The organism is Pedococcus sp. P1_H8 (genome assembly GCF_056405175.1).
Genome location: NZ_JBFUCP010000006.1, coordinates 200,666 through 218,644 on the forward strand (window position 1 = coordinate 200,666; position 17,979 = coordinate 218,644).

Below are 17,979 nucleotides of genomic sequence, written 5' to 3' on the forward strand. Positions count from 1 at the left end.
CCACCCGCGAGGATGGGGCCATGACCTCGGGGTTCCGGTTGCGCAGCGGTGACATCGGCCCCATCCAGCAGAGTCCGGTGACCTGCGGATCCGCCTGCCTCACGGTCGCCCGGATGCTGGTCAACCCGGCCTTTGCCCGCTGGATCACCACGGGCGAGGGCCCGCGGGGCGACGCACCGGCCGGGGCGACCGAGCAGGAGCGCTTCGCGGCCTACGAGCGCGTCGTCATGCGGCGCACCAACCGCCTGTTCTCCGGCGGCGGTCGTCTCAACGTGCCCTGGCCGCGCGCGCTGGGCACGCCCCCGTGGGGCGCCCGCAAGGAGCTGGAGTTCGGGGCCTCGCGAAAGGGCACGGACTACGAGCAGCGAACCGTGCGGCAGCTGACCAGCGGGGGTCTACGAGACGCGCACGCGCGGCTCGTCGAGGTCGTGGCCGACGGTGAGCCCGGACTGCTCTACATCGGCAACGGTCTGCTGCCGCGACACGTCACCCTCGTCCTGCCGGGTGACGGTGACCGCGTCCTGGACGTCTACGACCCCGCGACCGGTCAGGTGACCATGCTCGACGAGGGACGCTTCGCCAGCCGTGAGCTGCGGATCGCGGGGTGGGACGTTCCCTGGATCACGGTGCAGCCGAACGGAACTCGTCGAGCTCAGGCCTTCGGCTTCTCCACCGGGATCAGCTCGGCGTCGCGCACCTCGGGCATCTCGGCCTCCGCGTAGTCGACGGTGCCGGTGATCCGGCCCGCCGCTCGAAGGTCGGCCTCGGCGAGGCGCACCCGCCCGGTCCACTCGCTCGAGCCGGCCAGCACGATCGAGGCGACCTCGGCACGCATGCCGACCTTGGCCTCCGACTTGGCCTTGCGCACGCCAGCCAGGGCCTCTCCGACGGCCGTCAGCAGGCCGGCGTCGCCACCGGCCCCGGCCGAGGCGTCCGCGGTCGCTGGCCAGGAGGCACGGTGGACCGAACCCTCGTGCCACCACGACCACACCTCTTCGGTGACGTAGGGCAGCATCGGCGCGAACAGGCGCAGCAGCACGTCGAGGGCGATGCGCAGGGCGGCCCTGGCCGACGCGGCCTCCGCGTCGCCCTGACCACCGTAGGCGCGGTCCTTGACGAGTTCGAGGTAGTCGTCGCAGAAGGTCCAGAAGAACGTCTCGCTCACCTCGAGCGAGCGCGTGTGGTCCCAGCCCTCGAACCCTGCCGTCGCCTTCGCCACGACGTCACCGAGCTGCGCCAGCATGGCCCGGTCGAGCGGGTTGGTGACGGCAGCCTGCAGGTCGCCCGAAACATCCCCGAACGACAGCGCGAACTTGGTCGCGTTGAGGATCTTGATCGCCAGTCGACGGCCAACCTTCATCTGGCCGGTGTCGTAGGCCGCGTCGGCGCCGAGGCGACCGCTGGCCGCCCAGTAGCGCACGGCGTCGGCGCTGTGCTCCTTCACGACGTCCTCGGGCGTGACGACATTGCCCTTGGACTTACTCATCTTCTTGCGGTCGGGGTCGAGGATCCACCCGGACAGGGCGGCGTTGCGCCACGGCACCGAGCCGAACTCGAAGTGCGACCGAACGACGGTCGAGAACAGCCAGGTGCGGATGATGTCGTGCCCCTGGGGTCGGACGTCCATGGGAAAGACGCCCGCGAACAGCTCGGGGTCGTCGCGCCAGCGGCCGGCGATCTGCGGCGTCAGCGAGGATGTCGCCCAGGTGTCCATGATGTCGGGATCCCCGACGAAGCCACCTGCCTGACCGCGCTGGGACTCGTCGTAGCCCTCGGGAGCCTGGGCCGCCGGGTCGACCGGCAGCTGGTCCTCGGCCGGCACGAGCTGCTTGTCGAAGACCGGGTCGCCGTTGTCGTCGAGGGGGTACCAGACGGGGATGGGCACCCCGAAGAACCGCTGGCGCGAGATCAGCCAGTCGCCGTTGAGCCCGCTCACCCAGTTCTCGTAGCGGGCCTGCATGAACGCCGGGTGGAACGAGACCTGGCGTCCGCGCTCGATCATCTCGGCGTTGAGCTCGGCGTCGCGCCCCCCGTTGCGGATGTACCACTGCCGCGAGGTGACGATCTCGAGCGGCTTTTCGCCCCGCTCGTAGAAGTTGGCCTTGCGCTGGGTGGGCTTCGGCTCGCCGTCGAGGTCCCCGGACGCGCGCAGCGCAGCCACGATCGCCTCGCGCGCGCTGAAGGTGGTCTTGGTCGCGACCTGCTCGGCGAACAGCTGCTCGCCCGGACCACCCACCAGCCACTGCGGCACCTCGGCCTGGATCCGGCCCGAGCGGGTGATGACCGACCTGGTCGGCAGCTGCAGCTCGCGCCACCACAGCACGTCGGTGAGGTCGCCGAACGTGCAGCACATCGCGATACCGGCGCCCTTGTCGGGCTCGGCGCCCGGGTGGGCGACCACGGGGATCTCGACCCCGAACAGCGGTGAGCGGACCGTGGAGCCGAACAGGCCGGCATACCGCTGGTCGTCGGGGTGGGCGATCAGCGCGACCGCGGACGGGATCAGCTCGGGCCGGGTCGTCTCGATGTAGATCGGACCGTCGGCGCCGTGGAAGGCGACGCGGTGGTAGGCGCCGGGGTAGTCGCGCGCCTCCAGCTCGGCCTGGGCGACCGCCGTCTGGAAGGTGACGTCCCACAGTCCCGGTGCCTCGGACTGGTAGGCCTCACCACGCGCGAGGTTGCGCAGGAACGCCTGCTGGGCCGTGGCCCGCGAGTGGTCGTCGATGGTGCGGTAGCTGATGTCCCAGTCGAGGCTGAAGCCCATCCGCCGGAACAGCGACTCGAAGGCCTTCTCGTCCTCGACGGTGAGCTCGTCACACAGCTCGATGAAGTTCTGCCGCGAGATCGGCAGCGTGTCGGCAGCCTTGAGGCTCTTGGCGTCACCGCGGTGCGGCGGCTCGAAGTCCGGGGCGTAGGGAAGCGAGGCGTCGCCGCGCACGCCGTAGTAGTTCTGCACGCGCTTCTCGGTGGGCAGGCCGTTGTCGTCCCAGCCGATCGGGTAGAACACCTCGAGGCCCTGCATCCGCTTGTAGCGCGCCATGCAGTCGGTGTGGGTGTAGGAGAACACGTGCCCCATGTGCAGGCTGCCGCTCGCGGTGGGGGGCGGGGTGTCGATCGAGAAGACCGCCGCGCGACCCTTTCCGAGCGCCGTCACCCGGTCGAAGGCGTAGGTGCCCTGGTCCCGCCATACCTGCGCCCACTTGTCCTCGAGCCCGTCGATCGAGGGCTTGTCGGGGATCGTGGCGGCGCCGGACGTGGTGAGTGCATCGGTCATGGCGTGAATCTTCCCATCCCCCCACACCGGGTGACCAACTGGTTGCGGGTATGCCGGGGTGAGCGACGCGTGCGCGGCCCACGACCGCTCGCCCTGCCCGCTCCGCGGGCCTGCTTCACCCGCCCCACCCCTAGGGTTGCCCCATGGAACCCGTCTACACCCCTGTCATCGGGTTCGCCCGCCTCTTGTTCGCCGCCCAGGGCCTCAAGATCACCGTCAAGGGCACCGAGCACCTGCCGAGGCACGGGGGAGCGGTGCTGGCGATCAACCACACCGGCTACTTCGACTTCACCTATGCCGGGTTGGCCGGTGTCCACGCCGGGCGCTACGTGCGGTTCATGGCCAAGAAGTCCATCTGGTCCAACCCGGTGGCCGGCCCCCTGATGAAGGGGATGCACCACATCCCGGTCGACCGCGACGCGGGCCTGGGTTCGTTCGACGCTGCGCGCGACGCGCTGCGCGCCGGCGAGATCATCGGGGTGTTTCCTGAGGCCACGATCTCGCGGTCGTTCGAGCTCAAGGCCTTCAAGTCCGGCACCGTGCGGCTCGCGCAGGAGGCCGGCGTGCCGGTCCTGCCGACCACGATCTGGGGTTCGCAGCGGGTCTGGACCAAGGGTCAGCCCCGTCGGATGGGCCGGCACGGCATCCCGCTGCTCATCACTGTCGGCCCTCCCATCGTGGTCGGCCCCGACGAGAACGCGGTGGAGGCCACGGCCCGGGTCAGGGCAGTCATGGACGCCCAGCTGCGCGCGGACCAAGCGGTCTATCCCGCGTGGCCCGACTCCGAGCGACACCTGCTGCCGACCCGCCTGGGCGGCACTGCGCCGACCCCAGAGGAGGCCGACGCGATGGACGTCGCCGACCGCCGTCGTCGCCGCGCGACCTGACCGTCGTGCGGCTCCGGGCGTCGTCGGTGCCTGGGGCTCAGGACTTCTGGTGGCCGACTGCCTTGCCGTTGGCCTTGGCCTTGTCGTGCCCGAGGGCCTTGCCGTTGGCCTTGGCCTTGTCGTGGCCCAGCTTCTTGCCCTTGCCGTGATCCTTGTCGGTGGCCTTGCGCTCGGCCCTGGCAGCGGCGTTGGCGGCCTTGTCGGTGGCCCTGGCGGTCGCCCTGGCTTGGCGGATGACCTTGCGGGCTTCTCGCGCCGTGGCAGTGCCGTTGCCGTGGGAGTTGCCTTCTGACACCCCTGGGCCGTTCACCGGCGGCGGGGCGACCGGCGGGGTGGTGGGCGGGGTGGTGGGTGGAGTGGTCGGCGGCGTGGTCGGGGGAGTCGGGACCTCGGTGGGCGTCGACGGTGTCGGGCTCTGGGGGACAAACGACGCCAGCACGATCGCGATACCCGTCGACCGTCCCGACACCGTCACGGACTGAGGTGTCCTGCCGCTGCTCGTTCCCGGTGGCTGGCTCGTGCCGGGCTGCGCTGGTGCGACCGTGGGTTTGTCCGTCGTCACGCCGCCACCCGAGGACGGTGTCCCCGGTCGGGCCGGACCCTGTGCCGTGACCAGCGGACCCCCGCGCTGATCGCCGAAGAGGCCATCGATGGCCACGGTGACCAGACCGCTCATCGCGGCCGCCATGCCCACGCCGCCGACGGCGAGCCCCCAGACGCCCACCCCCACGCCGACGCGCGCCGGCCGGCTGAGGGCCCCCGTCGCGGACCCGAGAGCAGCCAGGGAGATCGTCGGAGCGATCGCCGGGGAGGATGCGGCGGTGGCTGCCTCCAGCCCCAGGAGCTGGGCCAACGGTGTCTCCGAGGGACCAACCGAGGGCGCGGCCAGCGCCCCGACCGCCGCGGGTGTGGCCGTCGCGATGGTGGTGGCCGGCGCCGCGCGGGTGGGAACATCCGCAGTCGGTGCGGGACCCGTGAGGGCTGCCGTGATGAGCGGGGTGACGAGCCGCACGTCGGCCACCTCGCCGTCGCGGCCCGGCGCGCGGAGGGCCGCGGTCAGCTCCCCGAGCGACATCACCAGGCGCTCCTGTCCACTCTGCACGAGGGCCAGCACGTCCGTGGGCTCATGGTCGGTCAGTCGGGACGTGGCATCGCGATCCAGGTTGGCGACCAGCCCCATCGCCAGCACCTCCGCCTGCTCGGGCGGGCACGCACGCAGCGCCTCGATGGCGTGGTCCACATCGTCGGGGGTCGCGGAGGCGGGCTCCGGTGGGCTGCTCGCGGTGTCGGTCCTGAGGCTGCCTGCCGCGGCTGCCCGGGCGGAGCCGATGATGAGCTCGAGCCAGGCATCCTCGTCGGGAGGGCAGGCCATCAGCTGGGGCAGTGCTGCGCTCCAGGCGCTGAGGGCCAGGTCTGCCAGGGCAGCGGGGTCCGCGTCGGTGGTGACGCGCAGGTAGCGCATGAGCACCGGGTTCGTGGCCGCATACAGTCGTGAGAAATCGTCCTCGACGCCCCCTTGGGCGCCGAGGAGGTATGTGGCGATTTCCCACGGCACGCGCCCATTCTCCTCCGGTTGGCGATCAATCTGCCTCAGCCGTTCGGCCCGGAGTTGGTCATCTCCCTTGTGTAGCCCTAGGTCATCGTGCTTAGGCGCAGGTCACACGGCTGACGGAGCTGGGTCAGGTCAGCCGGCGGGTCCGAGATCGGCCAGTTCAGACGGCGTGTCCGAGGTGGGCCAGGGCTTGACGCAGCAGCACCCCGTGGCCGCCGTCCATCTCCTCGAGCAGTGAGGGGGCCACTGCCTCGTCAGGTGTGAGCCAGGCCAGGTCGAGCGCGTCCTGTTGCGGCTGGCAGTCGCCTGCCACCGGGACGATGAAGGCGAGGGACACCGCGTGCTGCCTCGGGTCGTGGAACGGTGTCACGCCCGGCGTGGGGAAGTACTCGGCGACCGTGAAGGGCAGGGGGCTGGCCGGGATCTGCGGCAGCGCCATCGGGCCGAGGTCCTTCTCGATGTGCCGGATCAGGGCGTCGCGCACGCGTTCGTGGTAGAGCACGCGACCCGAGACGAGCTCGCGGTTGATCGCTCCGTCGGAGGCACGCAGGAGCAGTCCGACAGCGGTGAGAGCGCCCCGCTCGTCCACGCGGACGGGGACCGCGTCGACATAGAGGATCGGCAACCGCTCGCGTGCCGCATCGAGCTCCTCGCGGGTCAACCAGGACTCACTGCGGTCGAGATCGAGGTTGCTCATGTCCTGTTTCTACCAGCCGCCGCACCCGCTCACCTTTATCGGGTCTAGGCAGAAAGGTGCGCATCACCCAGGAAGCGTTCTCGGGTGAAGCGCAACAAAGTCCCTAGACCCGATAAAGGGGAGGTCGGGTCAGGACCAGTAGACCCGGCCGGGGTTGAGGATCCCGCGCGGGTCGAACAGGGCCTTGACCGCGCGCTGGCGCTCCAGCTCCCGCTCCCCGAGCTCCTGAGCCAGCCAGGGCGCCTTCAGTGTGCCGACTCCGTGCTCTCCCGTGATGGTGCCGCCCATCTGCAAGGCGGCGGTGATGATCTCGGTGAAGGCCTGGTGCGCACGCTGGCGACTGACCGGGTCGGCGGGCTCGAAGAAGATGCTCGGGTGCAGGTTCCCGTCGCCTGCATGACCGGCCATGACGATCTCCAGCCCGTGCTGGGCTGCGATCGCCTGCCCGGTACGGATGAGGTCCGTGAGCCGTCCGACCGGCACGCAGACGTCCTCGAGATAGCGCGCGCCCTTGGCCTCCAGGGCCGGGCTGAGCGCCCGCCTCCCGGCGAGCAGCAGGTCGGCCTCGGTGGGGTCGTCGGCGACGGCGACGTCCACGGCCCCCGCATCGGTGAGCAGCGCGGCATACCGCTGCACGTCCTCGGTGGTGTGGTCCGGGCGGTCGGACTGGACGAGCAGGACGGCCTCGCAGTCCTGCGGGAAGCCGTAGTCGGCCAGCGACTGCACGGCCGCGACCGCGGCCCGGTCCAACAGCTCCACGAGCGAGGGCACGTGACGTTCGAGGCGCAGCGCCACGATGGCGCGTCCCGCCGCGTCGAGTGAGTCGAAGGTCGCCAGCACCGTCAGCGCGGGGTCGGGCGCGGGCACGAGCCGGGTGGTCACCTCGGTGACGACTCCCAGGGTGCCCTCGGACCCGACGAAGAGCCCGGTGAGGTCGAGGCCGGCCACGCCCTTGGCGGTGCGGTGGCCGGTGCGGATCACCTCGCCGCCGGGCAGCACGACCTGGAGCGCGCGCACGTAGTCGGCGGTGACGCCGTACTTCACGCAGCACAGCCCGCCCGCGTTGGTGGCGGCGTTGCCGCCGATGGTGCAGAACGCGGAGCTCGCGGGATCGGGCGGGTAGAACAGTCCCTGCGCCGCGGCGGCATCCTTGAGGTCCTTGGTGATGACCCCGGGCCCGAGCACCGCCAGGCCCTCGAGCGGGTCGATGGTGGTGATCGTGTCGAGCCCCTCGGTGTTGAGGACCACGCCGCCCTCGATGGCCACCGAGCTGCCCGTGAGGCTGCTGCGGGCACCCTGGGGCACGACTGGTGTGCGCGTCTCGTGGGCCCATCGCATGACCTCGACCACGTCCTCGAGGTCCCGGGCCCGCACCACCTCGAACTGGTCCGGAGCCGTGGCACCCACCGACTCGTCCACCGCATAGGTGGCCTTGACGTCGGGGTCGGTGACCGTGCGGATGGGCAGCGAGGTGTCCGTGCTCATCCCTGCAGCGTATGCCGCGGGGCTGGCTCCTTCGCCGGGTTCTCGTCCACAAACGCCACCTCCGCGTCGAAGGCGGCTCGCCGTGAGGCCCGGCGCAGGGTCCCGAGGACGGCCCGGCCGGTGACCGCGATGAGGACGACGTTGGTGAGGGCTCGCCCGAGGTCCCACCAGAGCGACGTGGCCAGCGAGAAGACCCCGAACCGGCGCAGGTTCTCCCACGGCGTGGCACCCGCGACGAACGACAGGTCGCTCGCGAGTCCGGTGGCGAACGGCCAGAACGAGAAGTTGAGGGCGACCCCGTAGAGGAGCCCGGACACGGCGCCGTAGGCGGCCAGCAGGAGCAGCTCCCAGCGCGCAGGCACGCGGGGCAGCAGACCTGCGCCGAGGCCGACCCACGCGGCACCCAGCATCTGGTAGGGCAACCACGGCCCGACGCCACCGGTGATCAGCGCCGACGCGAACAGCGTGGTCGACCCCAGGACGAACCCGAAGCCGGGACCGAAGACCCGGCCCCCGAGGACGAGCAGGAAGAAGACCGTCTCCAGACCAGCAGTCCCGGCGCCGAGCGGACGCAGCGCGGCACCCACGGCCGAGAGGACGCCGAGCATGGCCACGGCCTTGACGTCGAGTCCGCCCTCGCTGATCTCGAACAGCACCACCGCCATCAGCAGTGGCAGCAGCAGGGCGAAGAGGAGTGGCGCGTCGGCGCTGTGGCCGAGTCGGGAGTCGGCGGTGGCGAACAGCGGCCACCCGAACGCGAGCAGCCCGGCCAGCGACACGAGGACGAGCGCCACGGTGGAGCGAGGACGCAGCGCTATCACCCTGATCGGCGAGGCCATCAGCGCACCCCTCCGGCCGTTGCTGCGACCGCGGCCCGCACCTGGTCGAGTCGGAGCAGCCGCGCCGGCGCGAGGACCTTGGCCACCTGGGGCGCGAACGCGGGGGAGTCGCAGAGGATGTCCACCGCTGGGCCGTCGGCGACGACCCTGCCCTCCGACATGACGACCACCCGGTCGGCCACGGTCGCGGCGAACTCCACGTCGTGGGTGGCCACCGCGAGGGCCCGGCCGCTGGCCGCCAGGTCGCGCAGCACGCCCCCTAGGACGGCCTTGGCGGGGTAGTCCAGACCGCGTGTCGGCTCGTCGAGCAGCAACGCTCCCGGTGCGGCGGCGAGCTGGATCGCGAGGACGAGGGCGAGCTGCTGCCCCTCGGACAGGTCGCGCGGATGGTGGTCGTCCGGTATGCCGGGTGCGAGCCGGTCGAGGGTGCCGCGGGTCGTGCCCGGCTCGGCTCCGGCCTCGTGGTCGGCCTGGCGGCACTCCGCCCGCACCGAGTCGAGGTAGAGCAGGTCCGGCGCGCTCTGGGGCACGAGCCCGATGTGGGTGCGCCGGACCCTGGGCGACTCGGTGGCCGGGTCGACCCGGCCACCTGTGGCGGTCAGGACGCTGACCTCGCCGGCGCTGCGGTTGCCCGTGCCGTGCAGGGCCCACAGGAGCGACGACTTGCCGGAGCCGTTGCGACCCATGAGGACCGCGACCTCACCGTCGCGCAGTGACAGGTCGACCGACCGCACCGCGGCCACGATCCCGTGGGTGACGTCCAGGCCCACGGCTGCAACCCGGTCGAGTGCCTCAGTGGGGAGTCGAGTGTCCAAGACACGCTGGGGGCTCCCAGACGGAGCCAGCATGTCGTGGCCACTCGCGGGCCGGGGGAGAGCGCGGGCCAGGTCTGCTCGCAGCGTGATGGCGGCCCGCCTGGCGTCGCGGACGGTCAGCGGCAACGGCTGCCAACCGGCCCATCGACCGAGGTGGACGACGGGTGGGGCGAGGGGCGCGGTGGCCATGACGTCCCGTGGGAGGCCGTTGCTGACCGTGCCTTCGTCGGCCACCACGATGACGCGGTCCGCGGTGCCGACGATGCGTTCGAGGCGGTGTTCGGACAGCACCACGGTCAGGCCGAGGTCGTGCACCAGTCGTGACAACGTCGCGAGAACCTCCTCGGCGCCCGTGGGGTCGAGCGCGGAGGTGGGTTCGTCGAGCACCAGCAACCGCGGGCTGGCGGTGAGGACCGAGCCGATGGCGACGCGCTGCTGCTGGCCACCCGACAGGTCGCGCAGCGGCGCGTCACGCAGGTCCGCGATCCCGAGCAGGTCGAGCACCTCCTCGACGCGGCGCCGCATGGCGGGGGGATCGAGGGCGAGCTGCTCGAGCGTGTAGGCCAGCTCCTCCTCCACCGTGTCGGTCACGAAGCCCGCCAGCGGGTCCTGGCGCACCACACCCAACACGCCCGCGAGGTCGCGGGGCCGGTGGGTCCTGGTGTCCCGACCGCAGACGGTGACCCGGCCCGACAGGTGGCCGCCGGTGAAGTGCGGGACGGTGCCGCTGACAGCGCCCAGGAGGGTGGTCTTCCCCGAGCCCGTCCGGCCCGTGACGACGACGAGCTCCCCCTCCTCGAGCACGAAGGACGCCTCCCGGAGGGCGGGGCGGGGGCTGTCGGCATACCGGATGGTCACGGCGTCGAAGACGACCGGCGCGGTCCGGTCGGTGCTCATCGACCACCACTCCTTCGGGCCAACGGAGGCGTGGGAGCCACGAACGCCGGCAGTGCGGCCAGGAGGATCCCCAGGACGGCGAGCAGGGGCAGCGCCGGCGCCGCCAACGGCTGGATCGGCAGGACCAGCGCGGCGGGTGCGCGCCCGGCCTGGACCACCATGAGCGCTGCGGCGGCGACGCCTGCCCCGGCGACGAGCCACTCCGGGAGCGCCCAGGGGTCGGGCCGGTAGACGCTGCGCTGCACGCTTCGCCCCCCCACGCGCAGGCCGATGGCGGACAGGGTCAGCCCGAGGACGAGCATCGGCATCCCGATGAGTGCCGGTGCAGTGCCGTCGAGCAACCCGTACATGCCGATGCCGGCACCCAGCAGACCGGTGAGGGTCAGCGCCCCGGTGAGGCGCCGGGTGGCGGCCGACTGCTCGGTGCGTCGCCCATAGCCACGCGAGTCCATCGCCGAGGCGAGGGACAGGGACCGGTCGAGGGTGTCCTGCAGCACGGGCAGGGCGACCCGGCCGACCGACCTGATCCCGGCACCGCCCTCGCCGCGCAGCACCCTCGCACGACGAACCCGCTGGACACTCTCGGCGAGCTGGGGGGCAACTGTCACGGAGATGACGACCGCGGTGCCGATCTCGTGCAGGGCGCTGGGGAGGGCGCGCAGCAGCCGCTTGGGATTGGCCAGGGCGTTGGCAGCCCCGATGCAGGCGATCAGGCTGGCGAGCCGGAGTCCCTCGGCGGCGGCGGCGAGGACCCCTTCGAGGTAGAGCGGGCCGAGCAGGGTGATGCCGGGGAGCTCGACGCTGGGCAGCGAGTAGAGCCGCATGGTGCCGAACTTGAAGCCCACCAGCACGTGCAGCACGACCCGCAGCACGATGATGAACCCGCCGAGCACGAGGTAGAGCCGGAACGCCCGCGACCAGGGCGAGCTGCCGCGCCTGGCCGCGACGACCAGGCTGGCGACGCTCACGGCCAGCAGCAGCAGGAGCGGGTTGTTCGTGCGCGAGCAGGCCACCGCCAGCCCGATCGCCCACACCCACCAGGCGACGGGGTGCAGGTGACGGGACAGGGGTGTGCCTGCTGCGCGCACGAGCGGCTACGTGGTTCCTCGGCGACGCACCGCGAGGTATGCCGCGCCGGCACCGACCAGCCCCACCAGACCGAGGCCTGCCAGCAGGGTCAGGGGCGAACCGGCGTCGGGGGTGGCCGACGCTGCGCTGTCGGACTCACCGCTCCCGGTGTAGCCGGGCGAGGTGGTGCCCGGCGACGTCGTGGAGGTGGTGGTGCCGGGCGCAGTCGTGGTGGTCGACGGCTTGGCGCCGGGAGTGACGCTGCTCGGCGATCCCGGCCGGGTGCTGGCGCCGGGGCCGGCCGCCGGGGTCGACCCGGACGTGCTGGAACTGCTCGGCCCGGCAGGGGTGGTGCCCGCGGGCTTGGGCGCCGGTGGCCTGCTCGAGGAGCTGGACGATGGGCTCGGCTTCGGTGACGGCTTGGGCGTGCTCGAGCTGGCGGCCGGAGGCGCGCTGCTGGGCGCGCCGCCGGAGCCGAACGCGAAGCCGATGACGGTGCCCGAGGGTGGGTGGTAGCTGCCCGCACCGGTGCTGCTGTAGGTCCACGAGCCACCGCGGGTTGCGTGGAAGAACGCCCAGTAGGCGCTCGCCGGTGGGGTCCGGCGGCAATCCGCCTTGGGGTAGGCGTTGATCTGGCAGATGAACCCGGGCTGGGTCGTCACCTGAGTGACAGAGGCGACCGCTTGCAGCGCAGCCATGGCGCTGGAGGAGTCAGGTGCGCAGGAGGTCGTGCCCGTGGAGCCGTAGTCGATGACGACCGTGACCCCGGAAGTGCCGGAACAGGCTGCAGCCTGGGCGGCCCCACCCGGGAGGGCGAGGCCGCCAAGGACGGCGAGTCCGGCGACGGCGACGAGACGCGTGAGCAGCCGCATCAGGCGTGCACGCCCTTGCGCCGTGCCAGCACGATGGCGCCCACTCCGGCAAGCAGCAGGAGCGTCCCGAGGAGCGTCGCCGCAGCCACGTCGGCACCGGTGAAGGCCAGGTTGCCGGGGGTCGCCGAACCAGGATCGCCGAGGTCGTCCGGGACGGGTGCTGCTGCGGTCGTCGTCGTCGAAGTGGCGGGCCTCGTCGTCGTCGTTGTGGTGGTCACTGGAGGCGCCGGGCACGCCGTCGCTGCAGGTGCGTCCTCTACACCAGCGGCTGCGGCATCGACCAGTGAGCCCCCGGCCAGACCGAGCGCGGCCTGAGGCGTTGCTCGCAGGTCGGTGTCGCTCGGGGTCGTCGTGGAACGGGTGCTCGCGGAGTACGCGATGCCGCCCTGCAGGGCGGCCGGTGTGGTGGCGTCGTACTGCAACGTCACGATGAACGCGGCAGCAGCGTCGCCGGGGGTGGTGCGGCCACCGGCGTAGAACGCCTGGGCGGCGACGCCCGTCGTGTTGGCGTTGAGGGTGCCGTCAGAGCTCGCCAGGCCGCCCGACCCGCCCTGGAGGGCCTCGAGGTGGTCGAGTCCGCGGTCCAGCGCCGTCGCCGCCTGGGTCGGCAGGTCGGCTGCTCCCGTTCCACACAGGAGGGCAAGGCCCGAGGCGACGAGTGCCTGGGTTGCGAAAGCCGTCGCGTCCGGGTCAGAGGTGCAGCCGGCGCCCTCGAGAGCCCCACGGAAACCGCCGTCGACGCACTGCTGGTCGAGAAGGAAGTTGACGGATGCGGCGCTCAGCGGTTCGCCGGCGCGAGCCAGGGCGATCAGGGCCAGCGACTGCCCGATGGTGTTGGAGTAGTCACAGGTCGGGTAGCCGCAGTCCACGGGCAGGTCGGAGAACCGTCCCGGCGTGACGGCGCCCCCTGCTGCCTGCAGCCTGGCGACGAGATCGAGTCCGTCGACGTCGTGCGGGTTGGCGCCGTGGGCGAGAGCCGCCAGCAGTGCCTTGGCAGTGGGGCCCGCGTACAGCGAGTCGTAGTCGGTTCCGATGTACTCGCCAGCGTGCTCATCGAGATACGCGAAGGAGGCGTCGGCCTGGCCTGACTGGGTCCCGATCGCGTCGAGGGCGAGGATCGCATCGATCGTGTTGCCGCCGTCGAAGAAGTCGGGCGCGCCGGGGTACGCATAGTGGTCAGCGTTGGCCGCCAACGTGGTGGCGATGAAGTTAGCAGCGGCCTGCGACTCGGGGACGGCCGCGGCCAGCGCAGCGATCTTGGCCGAGGTCCTGGCCCGTTCAGGGGCCGTGGTCGTCGTGGCGCGGGGGAGGGTGCCGGTGCCTGTGCTGGTCGAGCCCGTGGGGGGCGGGGTCGTCGACGTGTCACCCGAGGTCGGGGTCGTGGTGGTCGACGTGGTCGAGCCGCTGGGCTCGGTCGTGGCGCTGCCGGTCCCGGTGCTCGTCGTCGCGGTGCTCGTGGGGGCGGTGCTCGTGGGGGCGGAGCTCGTGCTCGTGGTGCTGACCGGGGTGGGCTCGGTCGTGCCGGCGAACGCCGCGCCGGGCAGGACCAGGGCGACCCCCAGGGTCAGGGCCAGGGCAGCGGCCGGACGGGCGCTGCGGAGGGTGCGGTGCATGGTGCCTCTTCACTGCGAACGGTGTCGCGACGGGTGCACCGGCACCAGAACGTGAAAGTCCCCCGGCGTCGCAACAGCGACATCGGGGGGCGGCCTCGGACCTGGTGTCCGGGCTCCGCCCCGCGTACCTCGACGGAAATGGAGCCGCTTCGCGATCCAGGTGTTCCGGCTCGCCGCGGTTCAGTGCGGCCTACGGTTGCGGGTCAGCGCCGGAGTTGGACCGGCTTCCCCTGGTGTCGCGTCGTGGTGTTGCCCTGGGGCAACGTCGTTCAGACTACACCGCAGACCCGGCCCCTCCCGCCGTGCGGACGTGCCCTTCGTCACGGCCCGCTAGACTCGGGTGCACAGGCAGTGAACCGGCCATCACCGGGGAGCCTCCGGAAGAACGGTCACGGCACCACGCGGCATACGCGGGGGGTGGTGGCTCACTAGAACCGGACGGGTGGGTCCGTCACAACCTTGAGCAAGAGCGGTCGTGTGCCGCGGGCCCCTTCGGGCGCGTGGGTGCGGCAAGCGAGGTGGTACCGCGGTGCCGCCGGGAATCCCGGCGACGTCGTCCTCGTGTGGGAACACGAGTGATGTGAGGACCGCCGACACCATGACCTATCCGAAGGTCTCCAGCGACACAGTTCCGAGCGACGTGCAGAGCGACGTCCCGGGCGACGTGCAGGGCGACGTGCAGGGCGCTGCCTCCGGCGTGCCCGCGTCGCCGCGCTTCCCCGAGATCGAGGAGCGCATCCTCAAGTACTGGGACGAGGACGGCACCTTCGTCGCGTCCGTGGAGAACCGGTCGGCCGGCACGAACGGCGACAACGAGTTCGTCTTCTACGACGGACCGCCGTTCGCCAACGGGCTGCCGCACTACGGCCACCTGCTGACCGGCTACGTCAAGGACCTCATCCCGCGCTACCAGACGATGCGCGGACGCCGGGTCGAGCGCCGGTTCGGGTGGGACACCCATGGGCTGCCGGCCGAGCTCGAGGCGATGAGCCAGCTCGGCATCAAGACCAAGGACGAGATCCTCGAGCTGGGGCTCGAGAAGTTCAACGCCAAGTGCCGCGAGTCGGTGTTGAAGTACACGGGGGAGTGGCGCGACTACGTCACCCGCCAGGCGCGCTGGGTGGACTTCGACAACGACTACAAGACCCTCAACCCCGACTACATGGAGTCGGTCATCTGGGCCTTCAAGGCGTTGTACGACAAGGGCTACGTCTACGAGGGCTTCCGCGTGCTGCCCTACTGCTGGAACGACCAGACGCCGCTGTCCAACCACGAGCTGCGCATGGACGACGACGTCTACCAGAACCGCCAGGACCCGGCCGTCACCGTGGGCCTGCGCCTGGAGACGGGTGAGCTCGCCCTCGTCTGGACGACGACTCCGTGGACCCTGCCGGCGAACCTCGGCATCATGGTCGGCCCCGACATCGACTACGTCGTGGTGGAGTCCGATGTCACCGGGACGACCGAGCGCTACCTCATCGGTGAGGCGCGGCTCGCGGCCTACGCCAAGGACCTCTTCGGCGCCGATGGGGCTGACAGCGCCGACGCCGTCGACCCCGTCGACCCGCAGTCGCGGGTCGTGGAGCGGCTCAAGGGCAGCGACCTCGTCGGCCGGTCGTTCACGCCGCCCTTCTCCTACTACCTCGGCCACGAGCGGGCGCACCGGGTGTTCCCGGCGGAGTTCGTCACCACCGAGGACGGCACCGGGCTGGTCCACACCGCAGGCGCCTTCGGTGAGGAGGACAAGATCGTCACCGATGCCGCGGGCATCGAGCCGGTCATCCCCGTCGGCCCCGACGGCTGCTTCACCTACCCCGTCACCGACTACGAGGGTGTCCAGGTCTTCGACGCCAACGCGATGATCATCGACCACCTGAAGGCTCGGACGCGCGGTGAGGGCGAGACCGGTTCGGTCACCGAGGGCACCGTGCTGCTGCGCCGGGAGACCTACGACCACTCGTACCCGCACTGCTGGCGCTGCCGTCAGCCGCTGATCTACATGGCCGTCTCGAGCTGGTTCGTCGAGGTCACCAAGTTCAAGGACCGGATGCTCGAGCTCAACGAGCAGATCACCTGGGTGCCCGAGCACGTCAAGCACGGCCAGTTCGGCAAGTGGCTCGAGAACGCCCGCGACTGGTCGATCTCACGAAATCGCTTCTGGGGCAGCCCGATCCCGGTGTGGAAGTCGGACAACCCCGAGTACCCGCGTCTCGACGTCTACGGCTCGTTCGCCGAGCTCGAGGCCGACTTCGCTGTGGAGGTCACGGACCTGCACCGGCCGTTCATCGACAACCTCACCCGACCGAACCCCGACGACCCGACCGGGCAGTCCACCATGCGCCGGGTCGAGGACGTCCTCGACGTCTGGTTCGACTCCGGCTCGATGTCCTTCGCGCAGGTGCACTACCCGTTCGAGAACGCCGAGTGGTTCGAGCACCACTTCCCGGGCGACTTCATCGTCGAGTACATCGGCCAGACCCGGGGCTGGTTCTACACCCTCCACGTGCTGGCGACGGCGCTGTTCGACCGACCGGCCTTCTCGTCCTGCGTGAGCCACGGCATCGTGCTCGGCTCGGACGGCCAGAAGATGTCGAAGTCGCTGCGCAACTACCCCGACGTGCGTGAGGTGTTCGACCGCGACGGCGCCGACGCAATGCGCTGGTTCCTCATGTCGAGCCCGATCCTGCGTGGCGGCAACCTCGTCGTGACCGAGCAGGGCATCCGAGACGGCGTGCGCCAGGTGCTCATCCCGCTGTGGAACACCTGGTACTTCTTCTCCTTGTACGCCAATGCTGCTGGTGGCGGACAGGGCTACGAGGCGAAGTGGTCGACGGCCTCCACCGACCCGCTCGACCGCTACCTGCTGGCCAAGCTGGGTGAGTACGTCCGCACCATGCAGGAGCAGCTGGACGGCTACGAGGTGGCCAACGCCTGCGAGACGACCCGTGGCTTCCTCGACGTGGTGACCAACTGGTACGTCCGCCGCTCTCGCGAGCGGTTCTGGGACACCGGCACGGGCACTGGTTCGGGGTCGGGGCGGGGTGGCGCCGAGCAGGCGTTCGACACGCTCTTCACCGCCCTCGAGGTGGTATGCCGCGTGGCTGCGCCCCTGCTTCCCCTCACCACCGAGGAGATCTGGCGGGGGCTGACGGGAGGTCGTTCGGTGCACCTCACCGACTGGCCGGACCACACCGACCTGCCTGCCGACCACGACCTGGTCTCGGCCATGGACCGCGCTCGCGAGGTCTGTTCCGTGGCGTCGTCGCTGCGCAAGGCCGGCGGGCTGCGCGTGCGACTGCCGCTTCAGGACCTCACCGTGGTCACGGCGGATGCCTTGTCGCTCAAGGACTTCGGCGGAATCATCGCTGACGAGGTCAACGTCCGCACGGTCACGCTCCGTGACCTGGGCGACGCCAGCGAGGCGGACTTCGGCATCACCCAGCGGCTCACCGTCAATGCCCGGGCAGCCGGTCCGCGGCTCGGGCGCGACGTCCAGCAGGCCATCAAGGGCAGCAAGTCCGGCGACTGGTCCGTGGCGGCCGACGGCACAGTGACGGCGGGTGGCCTGGACCTCGTCGAGGGGGAGTTCACCCTCGAGATGGTCGTCGACGCGGAGCAGCAGGGCGGGGCCAAGGCCACGGCGATGCTGCCCGGTGGCGGCTTCGTGGTGCTCGACACCGAGGTCACGGCCGAGCTGGCGCAGGAAGGCCTCGCACGGGACGTCGTGCGGGCCGTCCAGCAGGCCCGCCGCGAGGCCGGACTCGACGTGTCGGACCGGATCTCGCTGACCGTCACCGGGTCCCCAGCCGTCTGGGAGGCGACCGTGGCCCACCAGGCGCTGATCGTCGAGGAGACCCTGGCCACCCAGTTCGGCAGCGCCCCCCAGCTCGACGCGCTGCCCCAGCGCGACGACGTGGCAGAAGCCACGGTCGGCGACGGTGAGCCGGTGCGCATCAAGGTCATGAAGCTCTGACGGAAAG

The 17,979-nt window shown here is 71.2% G+C and carries 12 protein-coding genes and 1 riboswitch; of the genes, 3 read left to right on the top strand and 9 right to left on the bottom strand.

All coding sequences use genetic code 11. The features are described 5' to 3' along the window. Positions 1-20: 20 nt before the first annotated feature. Positions 21-722, top strand: coding sequence for a hypothetical protein (locus AC1DYG_RS10690; RefSeq protein ID WP_477639831.1), 702 nt, complete (start codon positions 21-23; stop codon positions 720-722). On the opposite strand, the gene valS is transcribed toward AC1DYG_RS10690, so the two are convergent. Then, a complete protein-coding gene (gene valS, locus AC1DYG_RS10695; RefSeq protein ID WP_477639832.1) occupies positions 653-3,274 on the bottom strand; it encodes a valine--tRNA ligase in 2,622 nt (873 codons plus the stop codon). The two genes, AC1DYG_RS10690 and valS, sit on opposite strands and share 70 nt — an antisense overlap. A gap of 143 nt (positions 3,275-3,417) precedes the next feature. Here valS and AC1DYG_RS10700 point away from each other — a divergent pair, with 143 nt between their 5' ends. Further along, a complete protein-coding gene (locus AC1DYG_RS10700; RefSeq protein ID WP_477639833.1) occupies positions 3,418-4,161 on the top strand; it encodes a lysophospholipid acyltransferase family protein in 744 nt (247 codons plus the stop codon). A gap of 37 nt (positions 4,162-4,198) precedes the next feature. On the opposite strand, the gene AC1DYG_RS10705 is transcribed toward AC1DYG_RS10700, so the two are convergent. From AC1DYG_RS10705 to AC1DYG_RS10740, 8 genes are all read right to left on the bottom strand, one after another. Then, a complete protein-coding gene (locus AC1DYG_RS10705) occupies positions 4,199-5,716 on the bottom strand; it encodes a hypothetical protein (protein WP_477639834.1) in 1,518 nt (505 codons plus the stop codon). A 157-nt stretch (positions 5,717-5,873) separates the two neighbouring features. Next, entirely contained in the window at positions 5,874-6,410 is a 537-nt protein-coding gene (locus AC1DYG_RS10710) for an NUDIX hydrolase family protein (RefSeq protein WP_477639835.1), read from the bottom strand. A gap of 129 nt (positions 6,411-6,539) precedes the next feature. Beyond that, positions 6,540-7,895: an FAD-binding oxidoreductase gene (locus tag AC1DYG_RS10715; RefSeq protein WP_477639836.1), complete on the bottom strand. Its 1,356-nt coding sequence runs from the start codon at positions 7,893-7,895 to the stop codon at positions 6,540-6,542. After that, complete coding sequence (locus AC1DYG_RS10720; protein ID WP_477639837.1) at positions 7,892-8,734, bottom strand: ECF transporter S component; 843 nt, start codon at positions 8,732-8,734, stop codon at positions 7,892-7,894. Before AC1DYG_RS10720 ends, AC1DYG_RS10715 begins: the two co-directional genes overlap by 4 nt. Continuing rightward, entirely contained in the window at positions 8,734-10,446 is a 1,713-nt protein-coding gene (locus AC1DYG_RS10725) for an ABC transporter ATP-binding protein (RefSeq protein ID WP_477639838.1), read from the bottom strand. Before AC1DYG_RS10725 ends, AC1DYG_RS10720 begins: the two co-directional genes overlap by 1 nt. Next, positions 10,443-11,534: an energy-coupling factor transporter transmembrane component T gene (locus AC1DYG_RS10730; RefSeq protein ID WP_477639839.1), complete on the bottom strand. Its 1,092-nt coding sequence runs from the start codon at positions 11,532-11,534 to the stop codon at positions 10,443-10,445. The genes AC1DYG_RS10725 and AC1DYG_RS10730 overlap by 4 nt, the downstream gene beginning before the upstream one ends. 6 nt (positions 11,535-11,540) lie before the next feature. Beyond that, a complete protein-coding gene (locus AC1DYG_RS10735) occupies positions 11,541-12,386 on the bottom strand; it encodes a hypothetical protein (protein WP_477639840.1) in 846 nt (281 codons plus the stop codon). Then, positions 12,386-13,999 carry a hypothetical protein gene (locus tag AC1DYG_RS10740; protein ID WP_477639841.1) on the bottom strand — a complete coding sequence of 538 codons (1,614 nt, stop codon included), beginning with the start codon at positions 13,997-13,999 and terminating at the stop codon, positions 12,386-12,388. The genes AC1DYG_RS10735 and AC1DYG_RS10740 overlap by 1 nt, the downstream gene beginning before the upstream one ends. 103 nt (positions 14,000-14,102) lie before the next feature. Further along, positions 14,103-14,229: riboswitch (cobalamin riboswitch) on the bottom strand. Positions 14,230-14,597: 368 nt separating this feature from the next. Between AC1DYG_RS10740 and ileS the strand changes: the two genes are divergently transcribed. Then, a complete protein-coding gene (gene ileS, locus AC1DYG_RS10745; RefSeq protein ID WP_477639842.1) occupies positions 14,598-17,972 on the top strand; it encodes an isoleucine--tRNA ligase in 3,375 nt (1,124 codons plus the stop codon). The last annotated feature ends 7 nt before the right edge of the window (positions 17,973-17,979 follow it).

What these genes read in the sequence shown, in the direction of transcription:
- AC1DYG_RS10735 (WP_477639840.1), bottom strand. Translation starts at nt 12,386, where the DNA reads ATGCGGCTGCTCACGCGTCTCGTCGCCGTCGCCGGACTCGCCGTCCTT.
- AC1DYG_RS10700 (WP_477639833.1), top strand. Translation starts at nt 3,418, where the DNA reads ATGGAACCCGTCTACACCCCTGTCATCGGGTTCGCCCGCCTCTTGTTC.
- AC1DYG_RS10710 (WP_477639835.1), bottom strand. Translation starts at nt 6,410, where the DNA reads ATGAGCAACCTCGATCTCGACCGCAGTGAGTCCTGGTTGACCCGCGAG.
- AC1DYG_RS10690 (WP_477639831.1), top strand. Translation starts at nt 21, where the DNA reads ATGACCTCGGGGTTCCGGTTGCGCAGCGGTGACATCGGCCCCATCCAG.
- AC1DYG_RS10725 (WP_477639838.1), bottom strand. Translation starts at nt 10,446, where the DNA reads ATGAGCACCGACCGGACCGCGCCGGTCGTCTTCGACGCCGTGACCATC.
- AC1DYG_RS10720 (WP_477639837.1), bottom strand. Translation starts at nt 8,734, where the DNA reads ATGGCCTCGCCGATCAGGGTGATAGCGCTGCGTCCTCGCTCCACCGTG.
- AC1DYG_RS10740 (WP_477639841.1), bottom strand. Translation starts at nt 13,999, where the DNA reads ATGCACCGCACCCTCCGCAGCGCCCGTCCGGCCGCTGCCCTGGCCCTG.
- ileS (WP_477639842.1), top strand. Translation starts at nt 14,598, where the DNA reads ATGACCTATCCGAAGGTCTCCAGCGACACAGTTCCGAGCGACGTGCAG.
- AC1DYG_RS10715 (WP_477639836.1), bottom strand. Translation starts at nt 7,895, where the DNA reads ATGAGCACGGACACCTCGCTGCCCATCCGCACGGTCACCGACCCCGAC.
- valS (WP_477639832.1), bottom strand. Translation starts at nt 3,274, where the DNA reads ATGACCGATGCACTCACCACGTCCGGCGCCGCCACGATCCCCGACAAG.